This window comes from Limnospira platensis NIES-39 (assembly GCF_026000695.1).
Taxonomy (GTDB): Bacteria; Cyanobacteriota; Cyanobacteriia; order Cyanobacteriales; family Microcoleaceae; genus Limnospira; species Limnospira platensis.
In genome coordinates this window covers 2,704,539-2,729,959 of sequence record NZ_AP026945.1, presented here as the reverse complement: position 1 = coordinate 2,729,959, position 25,421 = coordinate 2,704,539, and the positions used below count along the sequence as shown (strand labels likewise).

The 25,421-nt window shown below is 45.0% G+C and carries 27 protein-coding genes; 21 read left to right on the top strand and 6 right to left on the bottom strand.

The window, feature by feature from the left end; genetic code table 11:
- The first annotated feature begins 68 nt into the window (after nucleotides 1-68).
- From N39L_RS13245 to N39L_RS13200, 10 genes are all read left to right on the top strand, one after another.
- The gene (locus tag N39L_RS13245) at nucleotides 69-4,553 is read left to right on the top strand and encodes a response regulator (RefSeq protein WP_006618604.1); all 4,485 of its coding nucleotides are present in this window, start codon (nucleotides 69-71) and stop codon (nucleotides 4,551-4,553) included.
- A 10-nt stretch (nucleotides 4,554-4,563) separates the two neighbouring features.
- Nucleotides 4,564-4,710 (top strand): hypothetical protein, encoded by a 147-nt coding sequence (locus N39L_RS13240; protein WP_410223174.1) that lies wholly within the window; start codon nucleotides 4,564-4,566, stop codon nucleotides 4,708-4,710.
- A complete protein-coding gene (locus tag N39L_RS13235; protein ID WP_158307552.1) occupies nucleotides 4,710-4,856 on the top strand; it encodes a hypothetical protein in 147 nt (48 codons plus the stop codon). The genes N39L_RS13240 and N39L_RS13235 overlap by 1 nt, the downstream gene beginning before the upstream one ends.
- Nucleotides 4,857-4,928: 72 nt before the next feature.
- A complete protein-coding gene (locus N39L_RS13230) occupies nucleotides 4,929-5,075 on the top strand; it encodes a hypothetical protein (RefSeq protein ID WP_157888697.1) in 147 nt (48 codons plus the stop codon).
- Entirely contained in the window at nucleotides 5,075-5,221 is a 147-nt protein-coding gene (locus N39L_RS13225) for a hypothetical protein (protein ID WP_157888697.1), read from the top strand. Before N39L_RS13230 ends, N39L_RS13225 begins: the two co-directional genes overlap by 1 nt.
- Nucleotides 5,221-5,367: a hypothetical protein gene (locus N39L_RS13220; protein WP_157888697.1), complete on the top strand. Its 147-nt coding sequence runs from the start codon at nucleotides 5,221-5,223 to the stop codon at nucleotides 5,365-5,367. Before N39L_RS13225 ends, N39L_RS13220 begins: the two co-directional genes overlap by 1 nt.
- Before the next feature lie 76 nt (nucleotides 5,368-5,443).
- Nucleotides 5,444-5,590 (top strand): hypothetical protein, encoded by a 147-nt coding sequence (locus tag N39L_RS13215; protein ID WP_158307552.1) that lies wholly within the window; start codon nucleotides 5,444-5,446, stop codon nucleotides 5,588-5,590.
- A complete protein-coding gene (locus tag N39L_RS13210; protein ID WP_158307552.1) occupies nucleotides 5,590-5,736 on the top strand; it encodes a hypothetical protein in 147 nt (48 codons plus the stop codon). The genes N39L_RS13215 and N39L_RS13210 overlap by 1 nt, the downstream gene beginning before the upstream one ends.
- A gap of 196 nt (nucleotides 5,737-5,932) precedes the next feature.
- On the top strand, nucleotides 5,933-6,124 hold the full coding sequence (gene psb35, locus N39L_RS13205) for a photosystem II assembly protein Psb35 (RefSeq protein ID WP_006615857.1): 192 nt from the start codon (nucleotides 5,933-5,935) through the stop codon (nucleotides 6,122-6,124).
- 69 nt (nucleotides 6,125-6,193) lie between these two features.
- Nucleotides 6,194-6,550, top strand: coding sequence for a hypothetical protein (locus N39L_RS13200; protein WP_006615856.1), 357 nt, complete (start codon nucleotides 6,194-6,196; stop codon nucleotides 6,548-6,550).
- A gap of 284 nt (nucleotides 6,551-6,834) precedes the next feature.
- Here N39L_RS13200 and N39L_RS13195 read toward each other — a convergent pair whose 3' ends face one another.
- From N39L_RS13195 to alr, 3 genes are all read right to left on the bottom strand, one after another.
- Nucleotides 6,835-9,588 carry a M16 family metallopeptidase gene (locus tag N39L_RS13195; protein ID WP_006616657.1) on the bottom strand — a complete coding sequence of 918 codons (2,754 nt, stop codon included), beginning with the start codon at nucleotides 9,586-9,588 and terminating at the stop codon, nucleotides 6,835-6,837.
- Nucleotides 9,589-9,911: 323 nt separating this feature from the next.
- Nucleotides 9,912-10,415, bottom strand: coding sequence for a DUF427 domain-containing protein (locus N39L_RS13190; RefSeq protein WP_006616656.1), 504 nt, complete (start codon nucleotides 10,413-10,415; stop codon nucleotides 9,912-9,914).
- Nucleotides 10,416-10,433: 18 nt separating this feature from the next.
- Nucleotides 10,434-11,633, bottom strand: a complete 1,200-nt coding sequence (alr, locus tag N39L_RS13185) for an alanine racemase (RefSeq protein WP_006616655.1) — start codon at nucleotides 11,631-11,633, stop codon at nucleotides 10,434-10,436.
- A 133-nt stretch (nucleotides 11,634-11,766) separates the two neighbouring features.
- Here alr and N39L_RS13180 point away from each other — a divergent pair, with 133 nt between their 5' ends.
- The 9 genes from N39L_RS13180 to N39L_RS13140 all read left to right on the top strand — a co-directional run bounded on the left by N39L_RS13180 (nucleotide 11,767) and on the right by N39L_RS13140 (nucleotide 21,161).
- Nucleotides 11,767-12,264, top strand: a complete 498-nt coding sequence (locus tag N39L_RS13180) for an HNH endonuclease (protein WP_006616654.1) — start codon at nucleotides 11,767-11,769, stop codon at nucleotides 12,262-12,264.
- Nucleotides 12,265-13,035: 771 nt separating this feature from the next.
- Nucleotides 13,036-13,545: a phosphohistidine phosphatase SixA gene (gene sixA / locus N39L_RS13175; protein ID WP_006617604.1), complete on the top strand. Its 510-nt coding sequence runs from the start codon at nucleotides 13,036-13,038 to the stop codon at nucleotides 13,543-13,545.
- Nucleotides 13,546-13,650: 105 nt separating this feature from the next.
- Nucleotides 13,651-14,826: a citrate synthase gene (locus N39L_RS13170; protein ID WP_006617605.1), complete on the top strand. Its 1,176-nt coding sequence runs from the start codon at nucleotides 13,651-13,653 to the stop codon at nucleotides 14,824-14,826.
- Between the two features lie 174 nt (nucleotides 14,827-15,000).
- On the top strand, nucleotides 15,001-16,119 hold the full coding sequence (gene nuoH / locus N39L_RS13165) for an NADH-quinone oxidoreductase subunit NuoH (RefSeq protein WP_006617606.1): 1,119 nt from the start codon (nucleotides 15,001-15,003) through the stop codon (nucleotides 16,117-16,119).
- A gap of 61 nt (nucleotides 16,120-16,180) precedes the next feature.
- Nucleotides 16,181-16,804: an NAD(P)H-quinone oxidoreductase subunit I gene (gene ndhI / locus N39L_RS13160; RefSeq protein WP_006617607.1), complete on the top strand. Its 624-nt coding sequence runs from the start codon at nucleotides 16,181-16,183 to the stop codon at nucleotides 16,802-16,804.
- Nucleotides 16,805-16,870: 66 nt separating this feature from the next.
- Complete coding sequence (locus N39L_RS13155; RefSeq protein ID WP_006617608.1) at nucleotides 16,871-17,491, top strand: NADH-quinone oxidoreductase subunit J; 621 nt, start codon at nucleotides 16,871-16,873, stop codon at nucleotides 17,489-17,491.
- 122 nt (nucleotides 17,492-17,613) lie between these two features.
- A complete protein-coding gene (gene nuoK / locus N39L_RS13150; protein WP_172973422.1) occupies nucleotides 17,614-17,919 on the top strand; it encodes an NADH-quinone oxidoreductase subunit NuoK in 306 nt (101 codons plus the stop codon).
- Nucleotides 17,920-18,210: 291 nt separating this feature from the next.
- Nucleotides 18,211-19,425 (top strand): ATP-binding protein, encoded by a 1,215-nt coding sequence (locus N39L_RS13145; RefSeq protein ID WP_006617610.1) that lies wholly within the window; start codon nucleotides 18,211-18,213, stop codon nucleotides 19,423-19,425.
- Nucleotides 19,422-21,161 carry an EAL domain-containing response regulator gene (locus tag N39L_RS13140; protein WP_006617611.1) on the top strand — a complete coding sequence of 580 codons (1,740 nt, stop codon included), beginning with the start codon at nucleotides 19,422-19,424 and terminating at the stop codon, nucleotides 21,159-21,161. Before N39L_RS13145 ends, N39L_RS13140 begins: the two co-directional genes overlap by 4 nt.
- Here N39L_RS13140 and N39L_RS13135 read toward each other — a convergent pair.
- Both N39L_RS13135 and N39L_RS13130 read right to left on the bottom strand, forming a co-directional pair.
- Entirely contained in the window at nucleotides 21,145-22,137 is a 993-nt protein-coding gene (locus tag N39L_RS13135) for a threo-3-hydroxy-L-aspartate ammonia-lyase (RefSeq protein ID WP_006617612.1), read from the bottom strand. The genes N39L_RS13140 and N39L_RS13135 overlap by 17 nt on opposite strands.
- 2 nt (nucleotides 22,138-22,139) lie before the next feature.
- Nucleotides 22,140-22,889: an ABC transporter ATP-binding protein gene (locus N39L_RS13130; RefSeq protein ID WP_006617613.1), complete on the bottom strand. Its 750-nt coding sequence runs from the start codon at nucleotides 22,887-22,889 to the stop codon at nucleotides 22,140-22,142.
- A 247-nt stretch (nucleotides 22,890-23,136) separates the two neighbouring features.
- Between N39L_RS13130 and N39L_RS13125 the strand changes: the two genes are divergently transcribed.
- Together N39L_RS13125 and N39L_RS13120 are read left to right on the top strand one after the other, a co-directional pair.
- The gene (locus N39L_RS13125) at nucleotides 23,137-23,610 is read left to right on the top strand and encodes a DUF1622 domain-containing protein (protein ID WP_006617614.1); all 474 of its coding nucleotides are present in this window, start codon (nucleotides 23,137-23,139) and stop codon (nucleotides 23,608-23,610) included.
- Nucleotides 23,611-23,661: 51 nt separating this feature from the next.
- Nucleotides 23,662-24,138: a bifunctional alanine racemase/tRNA (adenosine(37)-N6)-threonylcarbamoyltransferase complex ATPase subunit type 1 TsaE gene (locus tag N39L_RS13120; protein ID WP_014275438.1), complete on the top strand. Its 477-nt coding sequence runs from the start codon at nucleotides 23,662-23,664 to the stop codon at nucleotides 24,136-24,138.
- Here N39L_RS13120 and N39L_RS13115 read toward each other — a convergent pair.
- Nucleotides 24,135-25,307 (bottom strand): FAD-dependent oxidoreductase, encoded by a 1,173-nt coding sequence (locus N39L_RS13115; RefSeq protein WP_014275437.1) that lies wholly within the window; start codon nucleotides 25,305-25,307, stop codon nucleotides 24,135-24,137. The genes N39L_RS13120 and N39L_RS13115 overlap by 4 nt on opposite strands.
- Between the last annotated feature and the right edge of the window lie 114 nt (nucleotides 25,308-25,421).

Below are 25,421 nucleotides of genomic sequence, written 5' to 3'. Positions count from 1 at the left end.
TTTGAGTCAATGATGTTCCATCACTCCCTATCTCACCGAATCCAATCCCAATCACCAGAAGCTGTCCCATGTTTATTCCCTCCATTTTTCAAGCAATCAACCGCAAACCCCTGACGACCAAGCCAGATACTCTTGTCGAAGATATCATTTTGCTGATGAGTAGCAACAGGTCAAGCTATGTATTGATTGTAGAAAAACCGGAAAAAGTTGTTAGTTGTGATCACACCACTCTTCAGGAAGTATATTCTGTATTGGTGGGGATTTTTACAGTCCAGGATATCGTGGAACTTTGCTCAATTAACGATCGCCTCTGTGGGTTTCCCATCTCTCGGATTATGATTCGGTCTGTGATTAGCGCCAAAGAGTCGGACCTGACCGATATCTTTACCCTGTTTGCTTACTTTGAGCAAAACCAGATCCACCATTTACCCATTGTCAATGATCGGGGGGAAGTCACCGGGATGATCTGTCCGGAAAATTTCCTCTGTCTATCTCGGAGCAATAAAAGCCAGAAAAAGCCTCAGTCATCATCCTATTCTGCCAATGGTCGTCGTCCCTCGTCCGTCGCTCCTCAGTCCCAACAGACCTTTGTACCAGAAGACGTAATCCAACTGAGTCAAATTGCCAACAATCAGACATCTAGGCTAGTTCACGCCCCCTCCTCCTCGTCGATTTTCCATATAACTAAGTTAATGTCCAGGTACAGAGTGCCATCTGTAGTTGTCACGGAAACCGTCCCCCCCCCAGAGAACACATCAGCACCCAATTCCGATAAACAGGCGATTAAATTAGTGGGAGTTGTCACCAGCCAAGATATTCTCACCCTGGTAGCTTTAGGGGTGGATTTTTACACAACCCCAGCCCATAGCATCTGTAATAACCCAGCCGTAATTGTGCGATCGCGCATTACCCTAGGAGCCGCCCTGAGAGTTATGGGGAAATACTATCACCAACTACCCCTAGTAGTGATGGATGAGCGCAACTATCCCATCAGCGTTATGTCCCCTAGCACCATCCTTATGGGTGCATTGCGTCCCCAATCGATGCACGCCGCCCTAGCTAAACTCGCCCAGCAAGTTCAGTCCCAGCCAGAAGTTAAAAATCCGCCGAGGGTTCCGGTCCCGTCTGTCCCCCCACAATGCACCTGGCCCAACGAATTGCAAGAAAGATCCGAGGCGATGACTCAGCTTTATGAAGCAACTATTGGTTCTAACGCCGATTTTGATACCCGTATCACCCGTCTTTTACAAATGGGATGCGATCGCTTTGGTGTGGAAATAGGACTGCTAGGGCGCGTCTGGGGGGGGCGCTATGAAGTGATCGCCACCCGTATTCCTGAAAATTTGACCTTCGGATTTGCCAAAGGCGATACCCTCGCCCTCCATCAAACCTTAGAAGGAGAATCCGCCGGGTCTGATGAGGTAGTAGGTATCGAATCACTCCAGAATTCCCCCTGGAAAGACCACCCAGCCTACGCTGTGCGCCGTTTTGAAGCCTATCTAGGCGTAAAAGTCACCGTCAGTGGTAGAGACTATGGAACCCTCAGTTTCCTGAGTTATCAGCCCCGCTCAAAATTTCGAGCCATTGAAAAGGAAATCCTGAAACTCATGGCTACCTATATTGGTAGTGAAATTGCTCGCGAACAGGCGGCGCAAGCACTTCAGCAACAAAATCAGCATCTAGTATTACTTAAAGAAATTACCCATAAAGTTCGCTCTAAACTGGAAACCCAAGAAGTATTTCAAACTACCGCCAGCCAAATTGGTCGGGTATTTGCTGTTAACCGCTGTTCTATTTATACCTATATTCCCGAACCTTACCCACACCTAACCTGTGTGGCAGAATACCTAGAAACTGGCTATGAGTCTACCCTCAAGCTGGAAATTTCTGTATCTTATAATCCCTATATTGAAGCACTCCTCACCTCTGATAGAGCGATCGCATCTACCGATGTTTTTTCCGAACCTTTACTGGAATCTTCCATTCCCCTCTGTCGTCGCATGGCCTTAAAATCCATGTTAGCCGTTCGCACTTCCTATCAAGACGAACCCAATGGCATTATTATGTTGCATCAATGCCAACAAATGCGCGAGTGGAACCGAGACGAAATCGAATTTCTCGAAGATGTCGCCTCCCAAGTAGGAATTACCATCGCCCAAGCCAAATTACTAGAAGTCGAAGTCAAAAGCCATCGCGCCCTCGAAGCCAAAAATCAAGCCTTAGAAGAAGCCAAACTCGCCGCCGAAATTGCTAGTCGTGCTAAAAGTGAATTTCTGGCAACCATGAGCCACGAAATCCGCACTCCTATGAATGCAGTAATTGGCATGACCGGGTTACTATTAGATATGGAATTAACCCCCGAACAGCGAGATTTTGTCGAAACTATCCGCACCAGTGGCGATGCCCTTTTAACCATTATTAATGATATCCTAGATTTCTCCAAAATTGAATCTGGTAAACTCGAACTAGAAAAGCAACCTTTTAAACTCCGTAACTGTCTCGAAGAGTGTCTAGAATTGCTGTCTGGGCGCGCCGCCGAAAAGGGTTTAGAGTTAGCTTATATCATAGATCCTTCCACTCCTAAAACTATCCTGGGTGATGTCACTCGCCTGCGTCAAGTGTTGGTTAATTTGGTCAGTAATGCTATTAAGTTTACCTCCGAAGGCGAGGTAATTTTAGCAGTGAAAGCTACCCATCCCGATGCCAAAAAAGATGTCAAAAAATTTGATGATTCTGATTTTACTGAAAGTCATTACGTCCTGCAATTTGAAGTCAGAGATACCGGAATTGGCATTCCTCCCGACCGGATAGATCGCCTATTTAAAGCCTTTTCTCAAGTTGACGCTTCCACCACTAGGGAATATGGAGGCACGGGTTTAGGTTTGGCAATTTCTCAGCGGTTGAGTCAATTAATGAATGGGAAAATGTGGGTGGCTAGTTGGGTAAATTTGCTCGATGAATATCACGATGAAACCTCATCTTTGATATCTAGTGTCGCCGGAAATCCTCCCCCCGACTTTGTGCGCCCACAGGTGTTCAGACCTGGCTCTATCTTCTATTTTACCATAGTTTGTAGCGGATTTAATACCCCCGATTTGGGAGAATTTAGTGATGATTTCCTTCATGGTAAGAAAGTGTTAATTGTTGAACATCACGACATTAATCAAAAACTGCTTATCCGTCAGGTTAAATCTTGGGGTATGGTTCCCGTGCGCGTCAAAACTGGCGCTGATGCCTTAAAGGTTTTGCATGATAACCCCGAATTAGATTTGATTATTTTAGGTATCAATTTGCCTGATATGGATGAAGCCACCCTAGCGAGTCGTATTCGCCAATTAGAAAAACAGATGATTGCTGGTAAATACCGCCAAAAACCTTTTAATTTAGTCATGTTTAATTATGCCAGCAATACCGATTCACTGCGACGACTAGAAGCCCAGGGTGTTAATGTGGCGGGATTGGTTAACAAGCCTCTCAAACAATCTCAGTTTTACAATACCCTGATGCAGATTTTTGCTGATAGCCAGACTATTGAAAAACACTATCATATTAAGAATGCTGAGTCTGGCTATGACCCGGCAATTCCTCAACCTCATGCCAATTTGCGGATTTTATTGGCTGAAGATAATGTCACTAACCAAAAAGTAGCGATTAAACTATTAGAACGTTTGGGGTATCGCGCTGATATTGCTGGTAATGGGTTGGAGGTTCTCGATGCCTTAAACCGACAACAGTATGATGTAATTTTGATGGATGTACAAATGCCGGAAATGGATGGCTTGGAGACTTCTAAACATATCTGCGCCGCCTACTCAGATGGTAGCGATATGGGTCCACGGAAACCTAGAATTATTGCGATGACTGCTAATGCTATGCAAGGCGATCGCGAAATGTGTTTGAATGCAGGTATGGATGATTATATTACTAAACCTGTGCGCCGGGAGGCTTTAGCTGAAGCCTTAGCTAAATGTCATCCCATTTCTCCCACGGTAACTGAAGTTCACGAAGTATCTGCTCAAAATGGATATCGGGTTAAATCTACAACCATCCCTCAACAAAGTACAAATGGGGGTAGTCCCAATGGACAGGTTATGGTTGTTGATGTTACTGAAGCTAATGGGCACAAAATTCTCAATAATCATACTGTTGAGGAAGAATTAATGACCGATAATAGTCCCATAGATCATCAGGTTTTGGAAAATCTCAGGGAATATGATGATGAAGATGATCCTTTTGTCGATTTGCTAATTGCTACCTATTTACAGGAAGCACCCCAACATATTGATGGTATGCGTAAAGCTATTGATGCCCAAGACCCTAAAGGCTTAAAAGAGTCCGCCCATACGTTAAAATCTAGTAGCGCACAACTGGGAGCCCTTAGATTTTCTGAGTTTTGCAAGGAACTTGAATATATGGGACGTGCGGGGATGGAAAGTGATAGCCCAGAGGTGGAATGTTTTGTTACTGGTAGTGCGGTTGAACGCTTTGCAGAAACCCAGGCTGAATGGCAACGGGTGGAAACGGCCCTCCGCAAAGAAATTAATCAGTTGTAGAGAATAATAGATGATTTTTCCGGTGCGTCAGCAATTAATTATCGGCTATTTATTCGGTTGGCGGTATCTGACGCACCCTACCAATGATGGGCTCGGTGCGTCAGCAATTAATTATCGGCTATTTATTCGCTTGGCGGTATCTGACGCACCCTACTAATGATGGGCTCGGTGCGTCAGCAATTAATTATCGGCTATTTATTCGCTTGGCAGTATCTGACGCACCCTACTAATGATGGGCTCGGTGCGTCAGCAATTAATTATCGGCTATTTATTCGGTTGGCGGTATCTGACGCACCCTACTAATGATGGGCTCGGTGCGTCAGCAATTAATTATCGGCTATTTATTCGGTTGGCGGTATCTGACGCACCCTACTAATGATGGGCTCGGTGCGTCAGCAATTAATTATCGGCTATTTATTCGGTTGGCAGTATCTGACGCACCCTACTAATGATGGGCTCGGTGCGTCAGCAATTAATTATCGGCTATTTATTCGGTTGGCGGTATCTGACGCACCCTACTAATGATGGGCTCGGTGCGTCAGCAATTAATTATCGGCTATTTATTCGGTTGGCAGTATCTGACGCACCCTACTAATGATGGGCTCGGTGCGTCAGCAATTAATTATCGGCTATTTATTCGGTTGGCAGTATCTGACGCACCCTACTAATGATGGGCTCGGTGCGTCAGCAATTAATTATCGGCTATTTATTCGGTTGGCAGTATCTGACGCACCCTACTAATGATGGGCTCGGTGCGTCAGCAATTAATTATCGGCTATTTATTCGCTTGGCGGTATCTGACGCACCCTACTAATGATGGGCTCGGTGCGTCAGCAATTAATTATCGGCTATTTATTCGGTCGGTTGGCGGTATCTGACGCACCCTACTAATGATGGGCTCGGTGCGTCAGCAATTAATTATCGGCTATTTATTCGCTTGGCAGTATCTGACGCACCCTACTAATGATGGGCTCGGTGCGTCAGCAATTAATTATCGGCTATTTATTCGCTTGGCAGTATCTGACGCACCCTACTAATGATGGGCTCGGTGCGTCAGCAATTAATTATCGGCTATTTATTCGCTTGGCAGTATCTGACGCACCCTACTAATGATGGGCTCGGTGCGTCAGCAATTAATTATCGGCTATTTATTCGCTTGGCAGTATCTGACGCACCCTACTAATGATGGGCTCGGTGCGTCAGCAATTAATTATCGGCTATTTATTCGGTTGGCGGTATCTGACGCACCCTACTAATGATGGGTATTGAACTTTAGGATGATGCAATTGATGATTAATGTACCACCACAGGTAGAAGACCCGATAGAGATTAACCGATAGTATGGGGTTAATGCTGATTTGTGAGGAAAATATCTGTTTATGGATATTAATTTAGTCTTAGGTGAAGTGGCAACAAATGCGCCTCATTTTCCAGTGGCTGCCACTTTATCCTTAGTAGTAGGGTTTATTGCAGCAGCTTCTATTGGTTCTATTGCTTGGTATAACTCTAAGCGTCCTGTCGGTTGGGAGGATAAAGAACGCCCGAATGTGGTTCCCAACATTAATAAATAGGGTAATTCATTCACCCAGCAACACAAGACAACTTAACTATTCTAGCACTAAATTGGAGAAAATTAAATCATGGCAACTCAAAAAAATAATCAAGCTACAGCAGGTGCTAACTACGATCGCAACATTATGTCGGCGGAAACAGCCGCCCGCATGGAAAGAGAAGGCGAGAACTTTAAAAAGACTCCTGACGCGGCGGAAGGAACTACAGATACTACGGCTGGTTATCGTATAAGTCGAGAAGGACTATTAGATAATTTTGCCATTGAACCAGAAATGTACGTTGAGGAACCTGGTGATTTACGCGAACAAGAACAGGCGGAACAAGCCGAACGAGTCGAAACCCTTAAAGAAGTTAATGAAACGGACGAAGAAGGTAAGTTAACTATGTCTGAAGATAACCGAGGTAAAGGAACCGGAATTATCTAATTACTCTGGTGGATATAGCGTTTCTCATATCCATTAAGGTACAGCCCACTCAAAGAGAAGCCGCTGCGCGTCTACACCCCAAACCCCTCTCCCCTATTGGGAGAGGCTTGTCCTGAGCTTGTCGAAGGAGGCTTTGAAAAGTACCTCACCAATCCACCGAATCGCTATAATCAATAATAATTGATTAGGTATTTACGGGGTGCGTCATTTAGTAGCTAATCAGCGGGGGTTTCTGCGGATTTGCTGGTGATGATGCACCCTCAAAGCTGTGGGTTAGTTTGCTTCTATTTGGGGGTGGTGACACGCCCTACGGAGGCTGTGGGAATAGCTGGTTTGGAAGTGACAACAACTAGGCGATCGGGGTGGATAAGTTCCCGGGCGACTTGGTTAACTAATGAGGGAGTTACCGCGTCGATTTTTTGGTAAAATTGATTAAGTTCTGTGGGGGGAAATTGGAATATTTCATTCCACATGATTATACCAGCGAGAAAGTCTGGGTCTCCCAAAGCTACACGATCGCTAGAAATTAGACTATGTTTAGCGGTTTCCACTTCGGAGGGGGTAACTCCCTGTTGCTGAACTTGTTTGAGTAGGGCGAGGGTTTTCTCGATTGCTAATGCTGCGTTTTCCGGTGCGGTTTGCATTTCGATATTGAAAGAACCCCAACCCCAGGCGCAATTAAACCAACTATACACGCCATAGGTGAGTCCGTGGCGATCGCGCAATTCCAGTCCTAGGCGACTTGACAAGGTGCTACCACCTAAGATGTGGTTAAGAACTAGGGCTGCATAATAGCGGGAATCGTGGCGGTCGATGCTAGGATGTCCCATGACTGTGACTGACTCCACTAGACCGGGTATCTCTTCCTGTAGCCAGACAAATTTGGCGGGGAGGGAAACGGGAGGCCAGGGATTTTTGCGGGCGGTGGTTTGGTTTTTCCAGGAGCCAAATTGGGTTTCGATTTGCGATCGCATCAACTGTGAATCAAAATCTCCAACCACCACCAAAACTGTCCCATCAGGGCGATAATAAGTTCTATGGAAATTCTGAATATCACTACGAGAGATGGCTCTGAGGCTGTTCTGGGTGGGGTAAATATACAGCGGGTGGTCTTTTGGGTAAAGCTGCTTTTGTAGGGCACGGTGGCTCACATAGGCGGGATTGTGTTCTGATTCTAGCAACTCAGATATCTGTTGTTGGCGGATCAGTTCTAACCATTTTTGGGGAAAGGTGGGATTTTGCAATACATCAGCTAAGGTTTCCAAAACCAGAAGCCAATCACCACTAAGGGCGGAAGCGGAAATATCTACCCCTTCGGTGGCGGTCCTGACCTCGATATTTGCGCCCCGATTTTCCAGACGACGGGCTAATGATTGCCCATTATAACTGACTGTTCCACTCATTAAATTTTCGGCAGTTAGTAGGGCTAACCCTTCCCGACCTGGAGGGTCAAATTCTTCGCCGGCTTTCACAAATCCCCGAATTGATATCGATGGGGTACTATTGTCAGCTAATAATAAAACTCGCATCCCATTATCTAGAGTGAAAGACTCCGGCGGGGTGATGGTGTGAACTTTGGCGGGGGGAATTTCTGGCAGATATTGGCTGATGGCTGCTGGGTCTGGGGGTTCACTAATGCGATGGTGTCTGGGAGTATGTATATTAAGTTTGGTGGCGGTGGAATTAACAGTATTTGCGTCTGTTATTGACTCGGTTTTGGTCTGGGTGGGTTCAAATCTTCCCAGGGTGCGATATTCTGGTTTGAGATAGATTTGGGCGACTTTTTGCACGTCTGCTGCTGTGACTTGGGCGATCGCTTTTAGATAGTCTTCGCTATAGCGATAATTGCCAGTTGTTGTCCAGTCCAAACCTAATTGCATGGCTTGACTGGTTAGATCACGATTTTCCAGAATAGAACTGGCAATAATTTGGGTTTTTGCCCGATCTAGTTCTTCGGTAGTTACCAGTTTTTGTTGGAGTTTGACAATCATTTTTTGCCAGGCTTTATCGAGGCGGTTCAGAGATTTAGTGGTGGTGGTGGTTCCCCACATTTCTAACCAACCTCCGGCACTTAAATTAATGACTGTACTGCCAGCATCGGTAGCAATTCCACTGTCGATTAATTCTCGATAAATCCGAGAACTACGACCACCATTATCTAAAATATAATCCAGGATATTCAGGGCGGGAATATCATCATGATTAATGGCGGGAATTGGATAAATTACTTGGCTAAATGGAACGGCTCCGGGTTCCTGGAGAATAATGGGTTTATTTGATGGTAAAATACTAGGCGGAAATGTACTGGGAATTTGTCCCCGCTGTACACGGGTCGGAGGTTCATCAGGGTTGGCAATGCCGCCAAATATTTCCTGAATGGTGGTGAGGATTGATGAGGGGTCAAAGTCACCAACGACAATTAAAACGGCGTTATCAGGGCGATAATTGAGATGGTAATAATAGCGGACATTTTCAACGGTGAAATTTTCGACATCGGCTTTAGTTCCACCAATCATTAAACCGTAGGGATGATGGGGAAATGCGGCTGTCATTACGGCACGATTTAGGCGATATTCAGGACTGTTTTCATAGCCCTGTAATTCGGAGATAACTACGCCTTTTTCTTGGTCAAATTGTGCTGGAGAAATGAGGGCATTTTTGAGGCGATCGCCTTCCAACATCAGAACAGTTTTTAAGGCATTAGATTCGACAGTATTATGATATGCTGTCTGGTCATAACCTGTAAAAGCATTAAAATCTCCCCCCAAGGTTTCTAACAAACTACCATATTGAATAGGGCGGGTAGTAGTCCCTTGAAACATCATGTGTTCTAGTTGATGGGCGATGCCATTATCCCCTGGTTTTTCATCTACTGATCCGATTTTATACCATACCTGGACTGTCACAACTGGTGCCGTATGGACGGGCTTGGTTAAAACAGTGAGACCATTTTCTAGGATGGTTTGAGTTACATTTTGGCTAGGGGAAATGGTGGTGTCTGTGCCTAAATTGGGTGGGAAGGATGGAGTTGCAATCACTTTAGTTAAAGGGTTAGTTACGATATGATAGATATCCCGATTGATGTCTAACAGCTCAAAAGTTGTTGAATCTCGCAGATACAGGATTAACTAATTATGGCTATAGATGCAATCAATTGTGATGATATTGGAGTTGTGAAAATGGGCAATTGAGAAGATGGTATGATTGACAATAAACATAAGTATCGGGTTATTTGATACTGGCAATAATGGCAGTTTCCCCATTTATATCTACTCTGATATTGATGGTTATTTGATGACTGAAAGAGGGATAGTTATTAACTGTTCCCTCTGCCAGTTTTCAGGTGGAATGATTAAGGGGTTTACCAGCCCATTGTCCCCGACCCACCTTTAAAAGGTCCGACAATATCTTGGGTAATCCAACCACCGTAAAAATCTCCGGGTTGAGATTGTACTAACTCATCATTAACATAACATTCATCCATGAGACTAGCATAAAAGCTGTAACAGTCTTGGATATCGACAAAATCGGGAGTTGGCTGCACATAACGCCAAGCGGCATTGGAGACTCGTTTATCTCCGACAATGATATCATAATAAACACAAATTCCCTTCCATTCGCACATAGTGCGGCGGGAAGTTTCCACAAGATATTCAAGTTTAATATCATCGCCGGGAATGTAGTATGTTGGGGGGTGGCTAGTTTCTAAAACCCGTTTAGCGTGGCGGGAGTCAGCGAGAGTAATGCCATTAAAAATAATCCGCAGGTGTTTATTGGTATCCTCCAATTTAGCGGGACGGGGATAGTCCCAAACTGATTCTTGTCCGGGACCAGGAGTAATCGGTGATGGTCTAAAAAAGCTCATATTTTGTGGTTTCAGGGTTTAATTAATTAGAATCCGAGGAAGGCGATGTTTAAATCCACAAAGGATTTCCCAGGAAATAGTGCCTAACTGTTGTGCCCAATCATCGGCGGAAATGCTATGATGGCGATCGCTTCCCAAAAGGGTGACAACTTCTCCGACCTGTAAATCAGGAATAGCAGTTACATCTAACATTAACTGATCCATTGTGATTGCGCCAATTTGGGGGACGAATTGACCGCGAATTAGGACTTTCATGCAGTTAGACAACTGGCGGGGTACTCCGTCAGCATAGCCGATACCGACAACTGCAATGGGAGTCCTTTGTTTGGCGATAAATTTATATCCGTAACTCACGCCACACCCGGCTTCAATGGTTTTGATTTGGGTAATACGGGCGCGAATACTCATGGCGGGCTGAAGATTAATGACCGATCGCAAATGAGGGGCGGGATATAATCCATAAAGGGATAAGCCGACCCTGACCATATCATAATGTAAAGCCCGATCGGTTAAGGTGGCGGCGGAGTTAGCCAGATGTAAACAGGGTTTGATAGTAGGGACAGATAAAAGGCTTGTATGTTCCTGAATTTGGGCTAAGACTTGTTGAAAGCGCCAATGTTGCTGATCCATAATGGTGCGATCGCGAATATCGGCGGTGGCGAAGTGGGAATATATACCAGAAATCTCTAAATTAGGTAATCCCCGCACCAGTTGCACAAATTCTAAGGCTTGTTCCCACCAAGTCCCCAGCCGTGACATTCCAGTATCTATGTTAAGTTGAACGGGTAGCGATCGCTGAATTGATTGGAGAGTTTCCGAGAAAAGTAGGGCTTGAGTGGGGGTGCATAAAGTGGGTTGTAGTCCCCAATGGGCGATCGCCTTGATCTCATCAGCAGTATGCACAGCCCCCAGGACCAAAATGGGCTGTTGAATACCTAAGCGCCGCAATTCCATACCTTCAGGAATGGTCGCCACGGCGAAATCGTCAACCCCAATTTCTGATACAATTTTAGCCACACTCACCGCCCCATGACCATAGGCATCTGCTTTAATTACGGCCATGAACCGAGTTTCCGGGGATAGTAGGTGGCGGATCTGTTTGACGTTATTGGCGATCGCCCAACGGTCTACTTCTACCCAAGCACGATGTTCACATTCACCCTCATAGTTATAAGTGCGATCATCCTGGGCTAGTGGCTTAGATTTCCTGCTAACCATTATCATTCCTTAGCGTGATAGTAGTTCAAATACACAGATACAGATATGGTCTGGGGATTTCCCAGCCCAGGCTAAAAAATTAAATATATGATAATATCGGGTCAAAATCATTAGATCGCAGCAATTTATTAGTATGGGCAATGTTCTGGTGTTGAATGCCTCCTATGAACCGCTCAATATCACGACTTGGCGGCGGGCGGTGGTCTTATTGTTGAAGGAAAAGGCGGAACAAGTTGAGCATAATGGTAGGTATCTGCTACCAGATTTTCCCTTCCCAACTGTGATCCGATTACGTCATTATGTCCGAGTCCCCTATAAAGAAATTCCATTAACCCGAAGGAATATCTTGCAGCGAGATTGCCACTCTTGTCAATACTGTGGCTATAAGGGGGATGAATTGACTGTTGATCATGTGATTCCGCGATCGCGCCAAGGGGGTGATACTTGGGAAAATCTGGTAACCGCTTGTGTGCGCTGTAATGTCAAAAAAGGCTGTCGCACCCCGAAGGAAGCGGAAATGCCTTTGAGACATCCCCCCCGAAAACCTTACAGCAGCCTTTATTTTGAAGTGACTCGACACCTCAAAAGTGGCATGAACCAAGAATGGCAAAAATATGTGATTGGCTTGTGAAGCCCCTGGATGCAATGATGACCCAGGGGTTTTTTGCATAGGGAGGTCTGGTGTTGCTACCTCGCCGACAATTGGGACAATGGCAAGCCAGATGTTCCCACGGCGGCTAGATACTCCACCCACCCAATATAGCAGTCTAAAGCCCCTCTCCCCATACGGCGCAATGTAGGGGCGGGTTCTACTGTTAATTACATAAGGGGGGGAGAAGATTAATAAACCCGCCCCCTCTCTCTCTGATACCCACCTGTTAATTACAGAAGGGGGGGAGAAGATTAATAAACCCGCCCCCTCTCTGATACCCACCTGTTAATTACATAAGGGGGGGGAGAAGATTAATAAACCCGCCCCCTCTCTGATACCCACCTGTTAATTACATAAGGGGGGGAGAAGATTAATAAACCCGCCCCCTCTCTGATACCCACCTGTTAATTACATAAGGGGAGAGAAGATTAATAAACCCGCCCCCTCTCTGATACCCACCTGTTAATTACATAAGGGGGGGAGAAGATTAATAAACCCGCCCCCTCTCTGATACCCACCTGTTAATTACATAAGGGGAGAGAAGATTAATAAACCCGCCCCCTCTCTGATACCCACCTGTTAATTACATAAGGGGAGAGAAGATTAATAAACCCGCCCCCTCTCTGATACCCACCTGTTAATTACATAAGGGGGGAGAAGATTTAGCAACCCGCCCTCTGGGGAGAGGGAGGTGACGGCTGTACCCCATCAAAAGAAGAAACGCTGTCTAATCAATTATGGCATTTTGAGATGAGTAACTTATATTTAATTCGTCATGGAATCGCGGCCGATCGCGGTACTTACCAACAGGACGAACAACGTCCCCTGACCCCAGAAGGCGATCGCAAAACTCGTCAAGTAGCCCTTACACTAAAACAACTCAAAATTCAGTTTCATTGTATACTTTCTAGTCCTTTGGTGCGAGCCCGACAAACCGCCGAAATTCTCCAATCAACCGGACTTAGTTTAAATCACGAAATTTTGCCAGCTCTAGCCCCTGATGGTGACATTCAACAATGGTTAGATTGGTACGGAAACCATGACAAAACTAGGGAGAAGGATTGGGCGCTAGTCGGACACCAACCGGATTTAGGCAATTGGGCAGAATATCTAATCTGGCAAAAATCTGCAGATGTTTTAATCGTGAAAAAAGCTGGTATAATCGGAATCAAAATTCCTAAACAGGGTATGATACAAGGGAATTCCCGTCTGTTTTGGTTGACAGCTCCTAAATTTTTGTTGGGGCTAAATGAAGGTTAACTTTTGTGAACAGCCATTTATTAATTAATTATTTTAAAATGGCGGTAGTTTGAATGTGTCTGGTAATGTAATACCTGTACATTCTACACATATAGAAAAGCTCCTATGACTACAACGAGTGAGTTTAAGCCCGGTTTAGAGGGCGTTCCCGCTACGCTGTCAAGCATCAGCTACGTTGATGGACAAAAAGGACTGCTGGAATACCGAGGGATCAGCATCGAGCAGTTGGCCGAACAAAGCACGTTTTTGGAAACTTCCTATTTGTTGATCTGGGGAAAACTGCCAACGAAAGACGAACTGGCAGATTTTGAGCATGAAATCCGCTATCACCGTCGGATTAAATATCGGATTCGGGACATGATGAAATGCTTTCCCGAAACCGGCCACCCCATGGATGCTCTGCAAACCTCAGCGGCTGCTTTAGGGCTGTTCTACTCCCGTCGCGCCCTAGATAATCCCGACTACATTCGCCAAGCTGTAGTGAGGCTGTTGGCGAAAATTCCGACGATGGTGGCGGCTTTTAAACTGATGCGGAAAGGGAATGACCCGGTACAACCCAGGGATGATTTGGACTACTCTGCCAACTTCCTGTATATGCTGAGTGAAAAGGAACCGGACCCGTTAGCGGCTCATGTATTTGATGTGTGCTTAACTCTCCATGCAGAACACACCATCAACGCTTCGACATTTTCGGCAATGGTGACAGCTTCGACGTTGACTGACCCCTATGCGGTGATTGCGTCGGCGGTGGGAACCTTAGCGGGTCCACTGCACGGGGGTGCTAACGAGGAAGTGCTGGAGATGCTCGAAGAAATCGGTTCTGTGGAAAATGTCCGGCCCTACCTAGATAACTTGATGGAGAAAAAAGCCAAAATTATGGGCTTTGGTCATCGGGTATATAAAGTCAAAGACCCTAGAGCAACTATTCTTCAGAATTTGGCAGAGCAACTGTTTGAGAAGTTTGGTTCCGACCAATACTATCAAGTGGCGGTGGAATTAGAAAAGGTGGTTCAGGAACGGTTGGGACATAAGGGGATTTATGCCAATGTGGACTTCTATTCTGGTTTGGTGTACCGGAAATTGGGTATTCCCTCGGACTTGTTTACTCCGATTTTTGCGATCGCTCGGGTAGCGGGATGGTTAGCGCACTGGAAAGAACAATTGGTCAAGAACCGGATTTATCGACCCACCCAGATCTACACGGGAAATCATGCGGAAACCTATATCCCCATTCATGAGCGTAACTGTGCGATCGACCTGCAAGGTCCAGTGATTCAATAGGTATTGAAGTAGTACAGATTGGGATTGGGGGAAAGGGCAATAGATCCACCCCCAATTTCCTTTTTTGGGGCAGAAATTCCCCCAGGGCTGAAAATTTCCCGTGATTGTGAAGATTTGAGTCCCTCCAACGTTATACTGATCAGGGGAATTGCAGCCGTTTTGAATGCGAAATATATGAATCCAGGAATTGATATACAAGGAAGTTTCATTCAAGTCCTCCTAGATTTGGGTATACCAACAGGGGTGGCTAAAATTCTGTGGATGCCATTTCCCATGGGATTAATGCTAGTTGGTGCTACCGTAGGAGTATTAGGGTCGGTTTGGTTGGAGCGAAAAATATCCGCCGCCGCTCAACAACGTATTGGCCCGGAATATATTGGCCCGATGGGGAGTTTGGCTCCCCTGGCAGATGGCCTTAAACTGTTGCTAAAGGAAGATATTGTCCCGTTTAAGGCAGATCCGCTGTTATTTACTCTCGGCCCAATTATTGTGTCGATTCCGGTGTTTTTGTCTTACCTGATTGTGCCGTTTGGACAAAATTTGGCGATCGCTAATCTGGGGACAGCAATATTTTTGTGGATCGCTCTATCGAGTATTCAGCCTATTGGTCTACTGATGTCGGGCTACGCTTCTAATAATAAATACTCCCTACTGGGAGGGCTACGGGCCGCCGCTCAGTCCATCAGTTATGAAATTCCCCTCGCCCTAGCAGTTTTGGCGGTGGTGATGATGTCGAATAGCCTCAGCACCCTTGATATTGTTCAACAGCAGTCGGGCTATGGCATCCTGGGTTGGAACGTCTGGCGACAACCTGTGGGTTTTGTGATTTTCTGTATTGCGGCTTTGGCTGAGTGCGAAAGATTACCTTTTGATTTACCAGAAGCTGAGGAAGAGTTGATCGCTGGATATCAGACGGAATATTCGGGGATGAAATTTGCTCTGTATTACCTGGCTTCCTATGTCAACCTGGTACTATCTGCCCTGTTGGTATCAGTTTTGTACCTTGGGGGTTGGAATTTTCCGATTCCGGTAGAGGCGATCGCTGGGCTTTTGGGCGTGAGTGAAACCACCCCTTGGTTACAGGTACTAACTGCCAGTCTCGGCATTACCATGACTATCCTGAAAGCCTATCTGCTGGTATTTACTGCCATTCTGATCCGGTGGACCGTCCCTAGGGTTCGTATTGACCAACTGCTTAACCTGGGTTGGAAATTCTTACTTCCGGTGGCTTTGGTGAATCTTTTGCTGACAGCCGCCTTAAAACTGGCATTTCCCATAGCTTTTGGGGGATAAATATTAAAGGGGGCTAATCCCTAAACTAAGTTAACCCAAGCTAAGACACTTCAAAAATACTATGCTCAAGTTTCTTAACCAAGTTGGCGACTACGCCAAGGAAACCATTCAAGCCGCTAAATATATCGGTCAGGGCCTATCTGTCACCTTTGACCACATGAAGCGCCGACCCATTACTGTTCAATACCCTTATGAAAAACTGATTCCTTCGGAACGGTTCCGGGGTCGCATTCACTTTGAGTTTGATAAGTGCATCTCCTGCGAGGTATGCGTTAGGGTATGCCCCATTAACCTCCCGGTGGTAGACTGGGAATTTAACCGGGAAACTAAGAAAAAGAAACTCAAACACTACAGTATCGATTTTGGGGTTTGCATCTTCTGTGGTAATTGTGTCGAATATTGTCCGACTAATTGCCTGTCAATGACGGAAGAATACGAACTGGCAGCCTACGATCGCCATGAGTTGAATTATGATAATGTGGCACTGGGACGGTTACCCTATAAGGTGACCGATGATCCGATGGTGACTCCCCTGCGGGAACTTGCCTATTTACCCAAGGGAGTTATGGACCCGCACGATCTTCCCCCAAATTCCCGTCGATCTGGTTTGCGTCCAGAGGAATTTATCGATAAGATCGAACAACAACGGGATGGGGAATCCCAAGCTAAGGCAGAAAAAGCCTGATTTTAATAACTTTGGCAGGGGTAATGTCTCCATTACCCAAACTTTGATCACTCTTAGGATATGCCCGTGAATTTAGCAGAAGGGGTTCAGGTCGTTTCGTTTGGCCTGCTAACCATCATGATGATTAGCTCCGCTTTGGGTGTGGTTTTGCTCAAAAATATCGTTTACTCGGCATTTTTGCTGGGAGGGGTGTTTATGAGCATGGCTGGATTATATCTCCTGCTCAATGCGGATTTTGTGGCGGCGGCTCAAGTTTTGATTTATGTCGGTTCTGTTAATGTCTTGATCCTGTTTGGGATCATGTTGGTTAACAAACAACAGGATTTTCGGGTTTTACCTAATGCTGGGCTGCGCCAAATTGCTACGGCTGTGGTCTGTGTGGGCCTATTTGCTCTGTTGTCTACTATGGTGTTATCAACGCCCTGGTCGGTTACAGCGGCAGTGGTGAGCATTGAAAGTTCGGCGATCGCTATTGGTGAACATTTCTTTACTGACTTTTTGCTACCCTTTGAGTTAGCTTCTGTGTTCTTGCTAATGGCTATGGTGGGAGCTATTGTTCTGGCTCGTCGGGATTTTATCCCCGATGCTTCTAACACGCCAACTACAACTACATCTCTTTTGATGCTCACGGAGCGCCCTCGGGAACTGATCTCGGTTTCTGGTAGCTCTGATGAGTCCCCCGAATAATGGCTAGAGTAGCGATCGGTTAATCTACGGCGAGGCTATTTAACCCTTTGGTTAAGCCTTCGCTGTGGTGAACCGGGTTTGATTAGACAGACACTTGAAAATCTTAAAAATTGTTTATGGAATTGCAACTTCAATATTTTCTATTGGTCGCGGCGGCTTTGTTTTGTATAGGTATCTATGGATTGATTACTAGCCGTAATGCGGTCCGAGTTCTCATGTCTATTGAGTTACTGCTTAATGCTGTTAACCTCAATTTGATGGGGTTTTCTAATTACTTGGACTCTGGGAGTATTAAGGGTCAAGTTTTTACGGTGTTTGTGATTACTGTGGCGGCGGCTGAGGCGGCGGTCGGTTTGGCGATCGTCTTGACAATTTATCGCAACCGTGATACGGTCGATATGGAAGAGTTTAACTTGTTAAAGTGGTAGCCTTCCTAACTAAAACTAATAACTTAAAGCCTGGTTTCTAAGGAAATTAGGCTTTTTTGGTGGTGGACTCTGAAACTATAGCCCCGACTATCTATTGCTTGTAGGCTTAACGTAAGCAAGATTTTATTTTGACTGTGCTACAATGTGGCTGTGGTGGGATGCCTTGGTGGCTATTAGCCTGTTCCTGGGGTCTAGCACAATTGCCAATTGGGGTCAACAGGTTCGCCCTTGACTGAAGATGGTAAACCATGTTCAGGAAAGGGGAGTTGTTGAACTCAGAAAACCCTGGCTTTGATAGCCAGTGGGTTTCGGTTTAACTTAGCACTCTTTAGATTAGAAAAAGCTATCCTAGATACTTCACCTATTATTGTTGGACCGGAAACTAAAATAATGGATGCGATCGCTCTAATGAAGGAGTTGGACGCACAGGTGGTTTTAGTTGTCAATGACAGTACCCCCATTGGTTCATTCAGCGCCAAGGAGGTAGTCGATGTCGTGTCGAAAAAAATAGATCTAAATGAGACTAAAGTGGCAGAAGTAATGAAGGAATTACCACTGGTCTTCAAAAAGTCACATTTGCCGAATATCTCTAGCCTAATTTCATTCTTTAACAATGCTAAAACTGATTTTTGTGTCGTAGTTAATGACGAAAATCATTTATTGGGATTAATTTCGAGTTACCGACTTTTACAAATTCTGAACAATCCCATATTATATCAATCAGTTTCTCAACTCCAAGAACAGATTGATAGTCTGAGAAGTGAAAATCATGATTTGCGGGATTATAGCCAAAAACAAATCGACCAAATTCAGGCAGAATTTCAAGACCTTAAAACTAGTTTAATTACGACAATTTCCCATGAATTGAGGACTCCCTTAACTACGATTTCTTTTTCGGCTGGATTATTAGAAAGTTATAGTCAGAGAATTTCCGATGACAAAAAACGCACCCATTTTCAGAGAATCAGGGTAGGAATCCAGCAAATGACAGAACTTTTAAATGATATTCTAATCATTGAAAAAGCGGAATCTGGCAAGTTAATCCCCCATCCCGTGCTGGTGAATCTGAAAGAGTTTTGCGCTAACTTAATTGCGGAAATTCAACTAACCACGGATAAACACAATTTAATTTTTACCTGTCCTAGCAGTTTCCCGGATACCAGACTTGATGAGTATTTAATCTCACAAATACTAACTAACCTGATTTCTAACGCGATTAAGTATTCCCAGGCGGGGGGGGATATTAAAATAGACTTGACTTGTGAGGATGATCGGGTTATATTGGCGATTAAGGACTCAGGTATTGGCATTCCTAAGTTGGATATAAAACGCCTATTTGAGCCGTTTCACCGTGGTAGCAATGTGGGGAATATATCAGGAACAGGACTGGGGTTGTCTTTGGTGAAAAAAGCGGTAGATTTACAGCTTGGTGAAATTCGGGTGGAAAGTGAAGAAGGAATAGGAACAACTTGTACAGTTATCTTGCCATCTAAATTAGAGGAATGAAAAAAATTCTGATTATTGAAGATGAAAGATTGGTCAGAGAGAACTTGGTGGAACTGCTAACATTTGAGAATTTCCAAGTGTTGGAAGCTACCGATGGTCTGCGGGGTGTTAAACTGGCTGAACAGGAGCATCCTGATCTGATTTTGTGTGATGTAATGATGCCGATACTTGATGGTTATGGAGTTTTGGCACAGCTTCGACAGAACCCGAAAACGGCAATTATTCCGTTTATTTTTATGACGGCTTTAGCCGATCGCATGAATACCCGCAAGGCTATGGAGTTGGGTGCTGATGATTATATTACGAAACCTTGTTCAGCAGCGGAGCTAATGCGATCGATTACGGTGCGTTTAGAAAAACATTCCAATATGCAACAGTATTATCAAAATAATCAAAGTCCAATTGTATCTACAGAAGAACAGGTTAATCAACTGGTGGACTGGGACGGAATCACTAATTTACCGAATCGTTTGGCTTTGCGCGATCGCTTTGAAAAAATTGTAGAGAATTTACCAAGTTACGATTCGGGATTAATTCCAATTGTCTGTTTGAGTGTAGATAGATTTAATCGGATTAATGACACCCTCGGTTATGAGTCGGCGGAAGCACTACTGAAGCAGGTGGGAGAAAGGTTAGTTAAAGCTATGGATAATCAGGGTACTGTGGCTTCTTTAACCAGTGGAGAGTTTGCGATTATTGGTCAGTTGGCTGGCTCGGAAAATCAAGTAAATGAGCAAGCTAAATTACTCAGGGATGCTGTAGCTGAACCTTTATTAATTAATGGTCAGGAAATGGTGATTATGGCTAGTATGGGAATTGCTCTTTATCCTATTCACGGTCAGGACATTGATTGGCTTTTAAAAAATAGTCAAATTGCTTTAAATTCGAGTCGCAGTTATGGGGGAAACCGCTGTACTCTATATCGAGATAGTTTACAGGTACTGTCATCGGAGAGTCTAGCTTTAGAGGCGGATCTGCAAAAGGCGATCGCCAGGAATGAGTTACAACTGTATTATCAGCCAAAAGTCTGCTTAAAAACTGGTAAGATTGTGGGTGCTGAGGCTTTGCTGAGGTGGAATCGGTGCAATAATGGTTTGGTGTCACCTGGGTTATTTATTCCTTTGGCTGAAGAAACAGGTTTGATTGAAACTATTGGAGAATGGGTAGTTAAAACGGCTTGTCGTCAAATCAAAACTTGGACAAATTTAGGCCTGTTAATTCCGGTGGCGGTGAATGTTTCAGCCTATCAGTTTAATCAGGCTAATTTTTGTGAACATTTAATGGAAATTTTAAATGATCAAGGGGTGGATCCGGCTTATTTAGAACTAGAGTTAACGGAAAGCATCTTGGTTAAAAATGAGGAGTTATCTATCCGCAAGTTAAAGGAATTAAAGTCTCTGGGTGTCAAGGTCTCCATTGATGATTTTGGGACGGGTTACTCGTCTCTTAACTATTTAAATAAGTTTCCGTTTGATACTTTAAAACTAGACAGGTGCTTTGTGAAAGATGTTCATCAAAATCCGAAAACTCAAGCTATTGTTAAGGCGGTGACTATGATGACCAAACAACTTAACTTAAAAGTGGTGGCGGAAGGGGTAGAAACCGCAGAAGAACTGGCGTTTATTTATGACAATTTATGTCATGAAATTCAGGGTTATATTTTCAGTCCCCCCCTGACGGATGCTCAGTTTGAAGGCTTATTAAAAAGCGACCCTGAACTTAACTTACCCAATTAATTGGTGGCTGATTTTGAAAGAAAGCGATCGCCTCTTTTAAATCCACATTACCGCCACTAATAATCACCCCTACACGACGATTAGCAGCGGGGACAATTCCCGATAATAAAGCGGCTGTGGCTAATGCTCCGGTGGGTTCTACCACCAATTTTAACCTTTCCCATAAAAACCACATCGCCTGAATAATTTGAGTTTCGGAAACGGTTACCATATCATCAACTTTAGCTAGGATAATCGGAAAGGTGAGACTTCCTAAATAAGGTGTTCTCGCGCCATCAGCAATAGTTTGGGGGTTGTGAATAGTATGGAGAGTTTTAGTCTTAAATGACCGGGTAGCATCGTCTGCTAAAGCGGGTTCAACCCCAATAATTTGACAAGCGGGAGAAAGTTGGCGCGTGGCGATCGCACAACCAGAAAGCAAGCCACCGCCGCCACAACAAACTAACAATAAATCCAACTCTCCTACATCCTCAATTAATTCTAATGCTGTAGTTCCCTGTCCGGCGATAATATCGGGATGATTATAGGGGGGAATAATGGTAGCATTTCTTTCCCCTGCTAGTTGTTGACAATATTTTTCTCGCACTACTTCTGAGGGATTATACAGGACAATTTCCGCGCCATAATTAGCTGTAGCCGATCGCTTGACAGCGGGGGCATTGTCTGGCATAATGATAGTGGTGTTGATTCCTAAAATTGACCCAGCTTGTGCGATCGCTTGGGCATGATTGCCGGAGGAATAGGTAAACACGCCGCCCTGTTGTGATTTAGGATCTAGCAAAGATAGGGCATTGAAAGCACCACGGAACTTAAATGATCCAGTACGTTGGAAATTCTCGCACTTAAAAAAAACCGTCCCCCCGGTTAGTCGGTTCACAGTGGTAGATGTAACCACTGGGGTAGGCTTTAGGTAGCCCTTGAGACGTGCGGAGGCGGTAGCAACTGCATCAAAGTTAACTGGTAACTGGCTATCCATGGTTAGTGCTGAATTTGACCGTCTTCGAGATGTAGAATGCGATCGGCGACATCAATAATGCGGGGGTCGTGAGTGACCATTAACACTGTCGCGCCGTCTTCTTTGGCCAACTTCCGTAATACATCAATAACGGCGTGACCGCTGGTGGAGTCTAGGGCTGCTGTAGGTTCATCGGCCATAATTAGTTTAGGATTTCCCGCCAAGGCGCGGGCGATCGCTACCCGCTGTTTTTGCCCCCCAGAAAGGTCGCGGGGTCGCAAATGCTTCTGGGCAGCCAAACCCACTTGATCGAGCCGTATTTCGGCTTCATGGCGGGCTCTACGTCCACGAATGCCTTTGATATTTAGGGCAACTTCCACATTTTCCGCCGCCGTGAGTGCTGGAAACAAGTTAAACCCCTGAAAAATAAAGCCAATATTCCTTAGCCGAAACTGTGCTAACTGCTGGCGAGACATTTGGGTAATATTTTGGTCTAATAACATGACTCGCCCGGCTGTGGGGGTGAGAAGTCCGGCCAAAATTGAGAGTAAGGTGGTTTTACCAGAGCCACTTGGTCCCATCAAAAGTTGTATGTCCCCAGAGCGAACTTGCAGATCAATACCTTTGAGGACTTGAAAATTTTGCCGTCCAGATTGATAAATCATTTGAATACCACAGGCCCAAATCGCGATCGATTTAGGATCATGGTTGCGTTCAGCCATGAGGCTTTTGCTTTTGGCTAAGTTAGTCCAATTTAAGTTAGAAGTGATCATTGATGACCCTCGATCTGAGATTAGCGACAGCTTACTGGCACGGTCTTTAAAACTTTACTGGTAGTTGTGACATGATCGGCAAAAAAATCTGGTTTCAATTTAATTATGACCTATTGGATAGTGGTAGTTTTGTAGAAATATGACATTTAGGGAACTGTCACTGTCGGGTTAAATGTTTCCCCATGGGTCAGGGTGGAGTCCAATTAACTTGATTCGGGCAATTCTATATATAATAGCCTGAAACCCGGTGGGTCTGTCTAGTGGTAGCCTTGACCAAATCTGGATCGCTGGTTCAGATCTGGCTGTTGCTGCTAACATAGCTGGGGTAACTTTACCCTGGCATGACAAGTTTATGGAATGGTTATATACGGCTGAGAATGGACTCAAACTGCTAGTTGATTTGGCGAAGTTTGTATTAGAGACCATTTCGGTTTTTTGTGTGTTGTTTGGTGTAGTGAAAACCGGACAACTGGCGATTAAATTTTCTCAATTTCAATATGATGAGTTTCTGTTTATCGAGTTACGGATTAGGTTTGGGGTGTGGTTGGCATTAGCCTTAGAATTTCAACTGGGGGCTGATATTCTGGCTACCACTGTCGCCCCGACGGAGGAAACTCTAATTAGATTGGGGGTAATTGCTTTGATTCGGACGTTTTTAAACTATTTCCTGAATAAGGAACTTGAGAAGGAGTTTGATTTTAAAAAAAATCATGTAGAATAAAGGGGGTTTGAGTGATTAATAAATTTGTGAAATTGAGGAAGGATTGAACAGATGAATGAGGCGGTGATATTGTCTCTGGTTGATGCGATCGCCACCCAAGCTGTGGGGGTGAAATTGGGGCGATCGCTTGGTGCTAATAGTTTAATTCTGCTGGAGGGTAATCTAGGGACGGGTAAGACTACTTTAGTGCAAGGTATCGCTAAGGGTTTGGGTATTTCCGAATCAGTGGATAGTCCGACTTTTACTTTGATTAATGAGTATACAAGCGGACGGATTCCTCTGTATCATTTGGATTTATATCGCCTGAATGAGTCGGAAATTGAGGGGTTGAATATTTCCTTGTATTGGGAGGGGGTGGAGGTGGAACCGGGTATTGTGGCGGTGGAGTGGTCGGAACGTCTAGCCTATCGTCCGGCTGATTATTTGCAGATTATTTTGAGTCATACTCCCCAAGGCGATCGCCAAATTAAATTGATTCCTATGGGGGGGTTGGTGATGGCATTGGATGGGTTAATTAACCCAGTTTAATCAAGCTGAGTAAAGTTGTTCATAAATTGACGATCAATATGGTCTTTCCATTGCCAAATTAGGGGATGGGGACCTAGACGAAAACAGCCGCGTGAGGCGATCGCCTGTTGGTCTCCTGTACTAATTAGGATTAAAAATTCTTTCTGGGGTCGATAGGGTTTTAGGGGTTGTTGGTTGGCTTTGCGTCCCAGGTTTTCGGCGAGGGGTTTTCCTTGACGGACTGCGAAAACTCCGGCTTTGGGTCGGGGATGGTTTAACATGGTGGCGATATCTCCAGCGGCGAAAATATCAGGGTGAGAGACGGACTGAAGGTAATCGTTAACGAGGATAAATCCTTGATCGTCGGTGGCTAGTCCTGCGTCTTTTAACCAGGTGGCGGCGCGGGCTTGTGTCACCCAAAACAAGCGATCGCACTTTACCGTTAATCCTGATTCACAATGGATGCTATGGGGGGATTTTCCCTCGATTTCGGTGACGGTTTCCCCTAGGTGTAGGTTGATACCTCGACTGCTGATCAGTTTTTGCAAACGCTGACTAACTCCTGGGTGGCGTTGGGGAATTAGGCGATCGCTTTTTTGAAATAGATGTAACTCTAGGTGATTTTCTGGTAGTTGGCTGTGGAGACCATAAATCTGTTGGAGACGGGAAAATATAGCTAGGGTTAATTCCACTCCCCCAGCGCCGCCGCCAACCACTGCTAATCGCATTTTCTCCCTCGGGTTTTCCCTCACCGTTTCGATAATTTTATCCCAGTGGTTGAGAAATTTAGCAATGGGTTTCACCGGAATGGCCTGTTGTTGGACACCGGGAACCGTCATAGTGCCAGGGGTACTACCTATGTCTATAGATAGAATATCGAAGGGGACGGGGGGACGGTTGGCGCACAGGACTTGATTGGTTTGTAGGTCTAAACCAATGGCCCGATCTATCAATAGTCTGGCTTTCGCCAAATTGGCTAAGGCTTGCACATCTATATGGCAATCGTTAAACTTATATAGTCCGGCTATATATCCCGGTAGCATCCCCGAATAGGGAGTATGGTACACATCGGAAATTAGGGTCAGGCGTAGTCTGGGAATGGGATTAATGGCCAATTGTTTGAGGACGATCACATGGCTGTGACCCCCTCCAATTAGTACCAGGTCTTTAACAGGGGTAACAGAAAACATGACTTAACTAGGGGAAACTCCGTTAATTTTCGTCTTTTATTGAAATTAATCGCCAGCAAACCTAGGTTAAATATCAGCTAGTTGGCGGATGAAATCGGTGAGACTGAGAGCCAA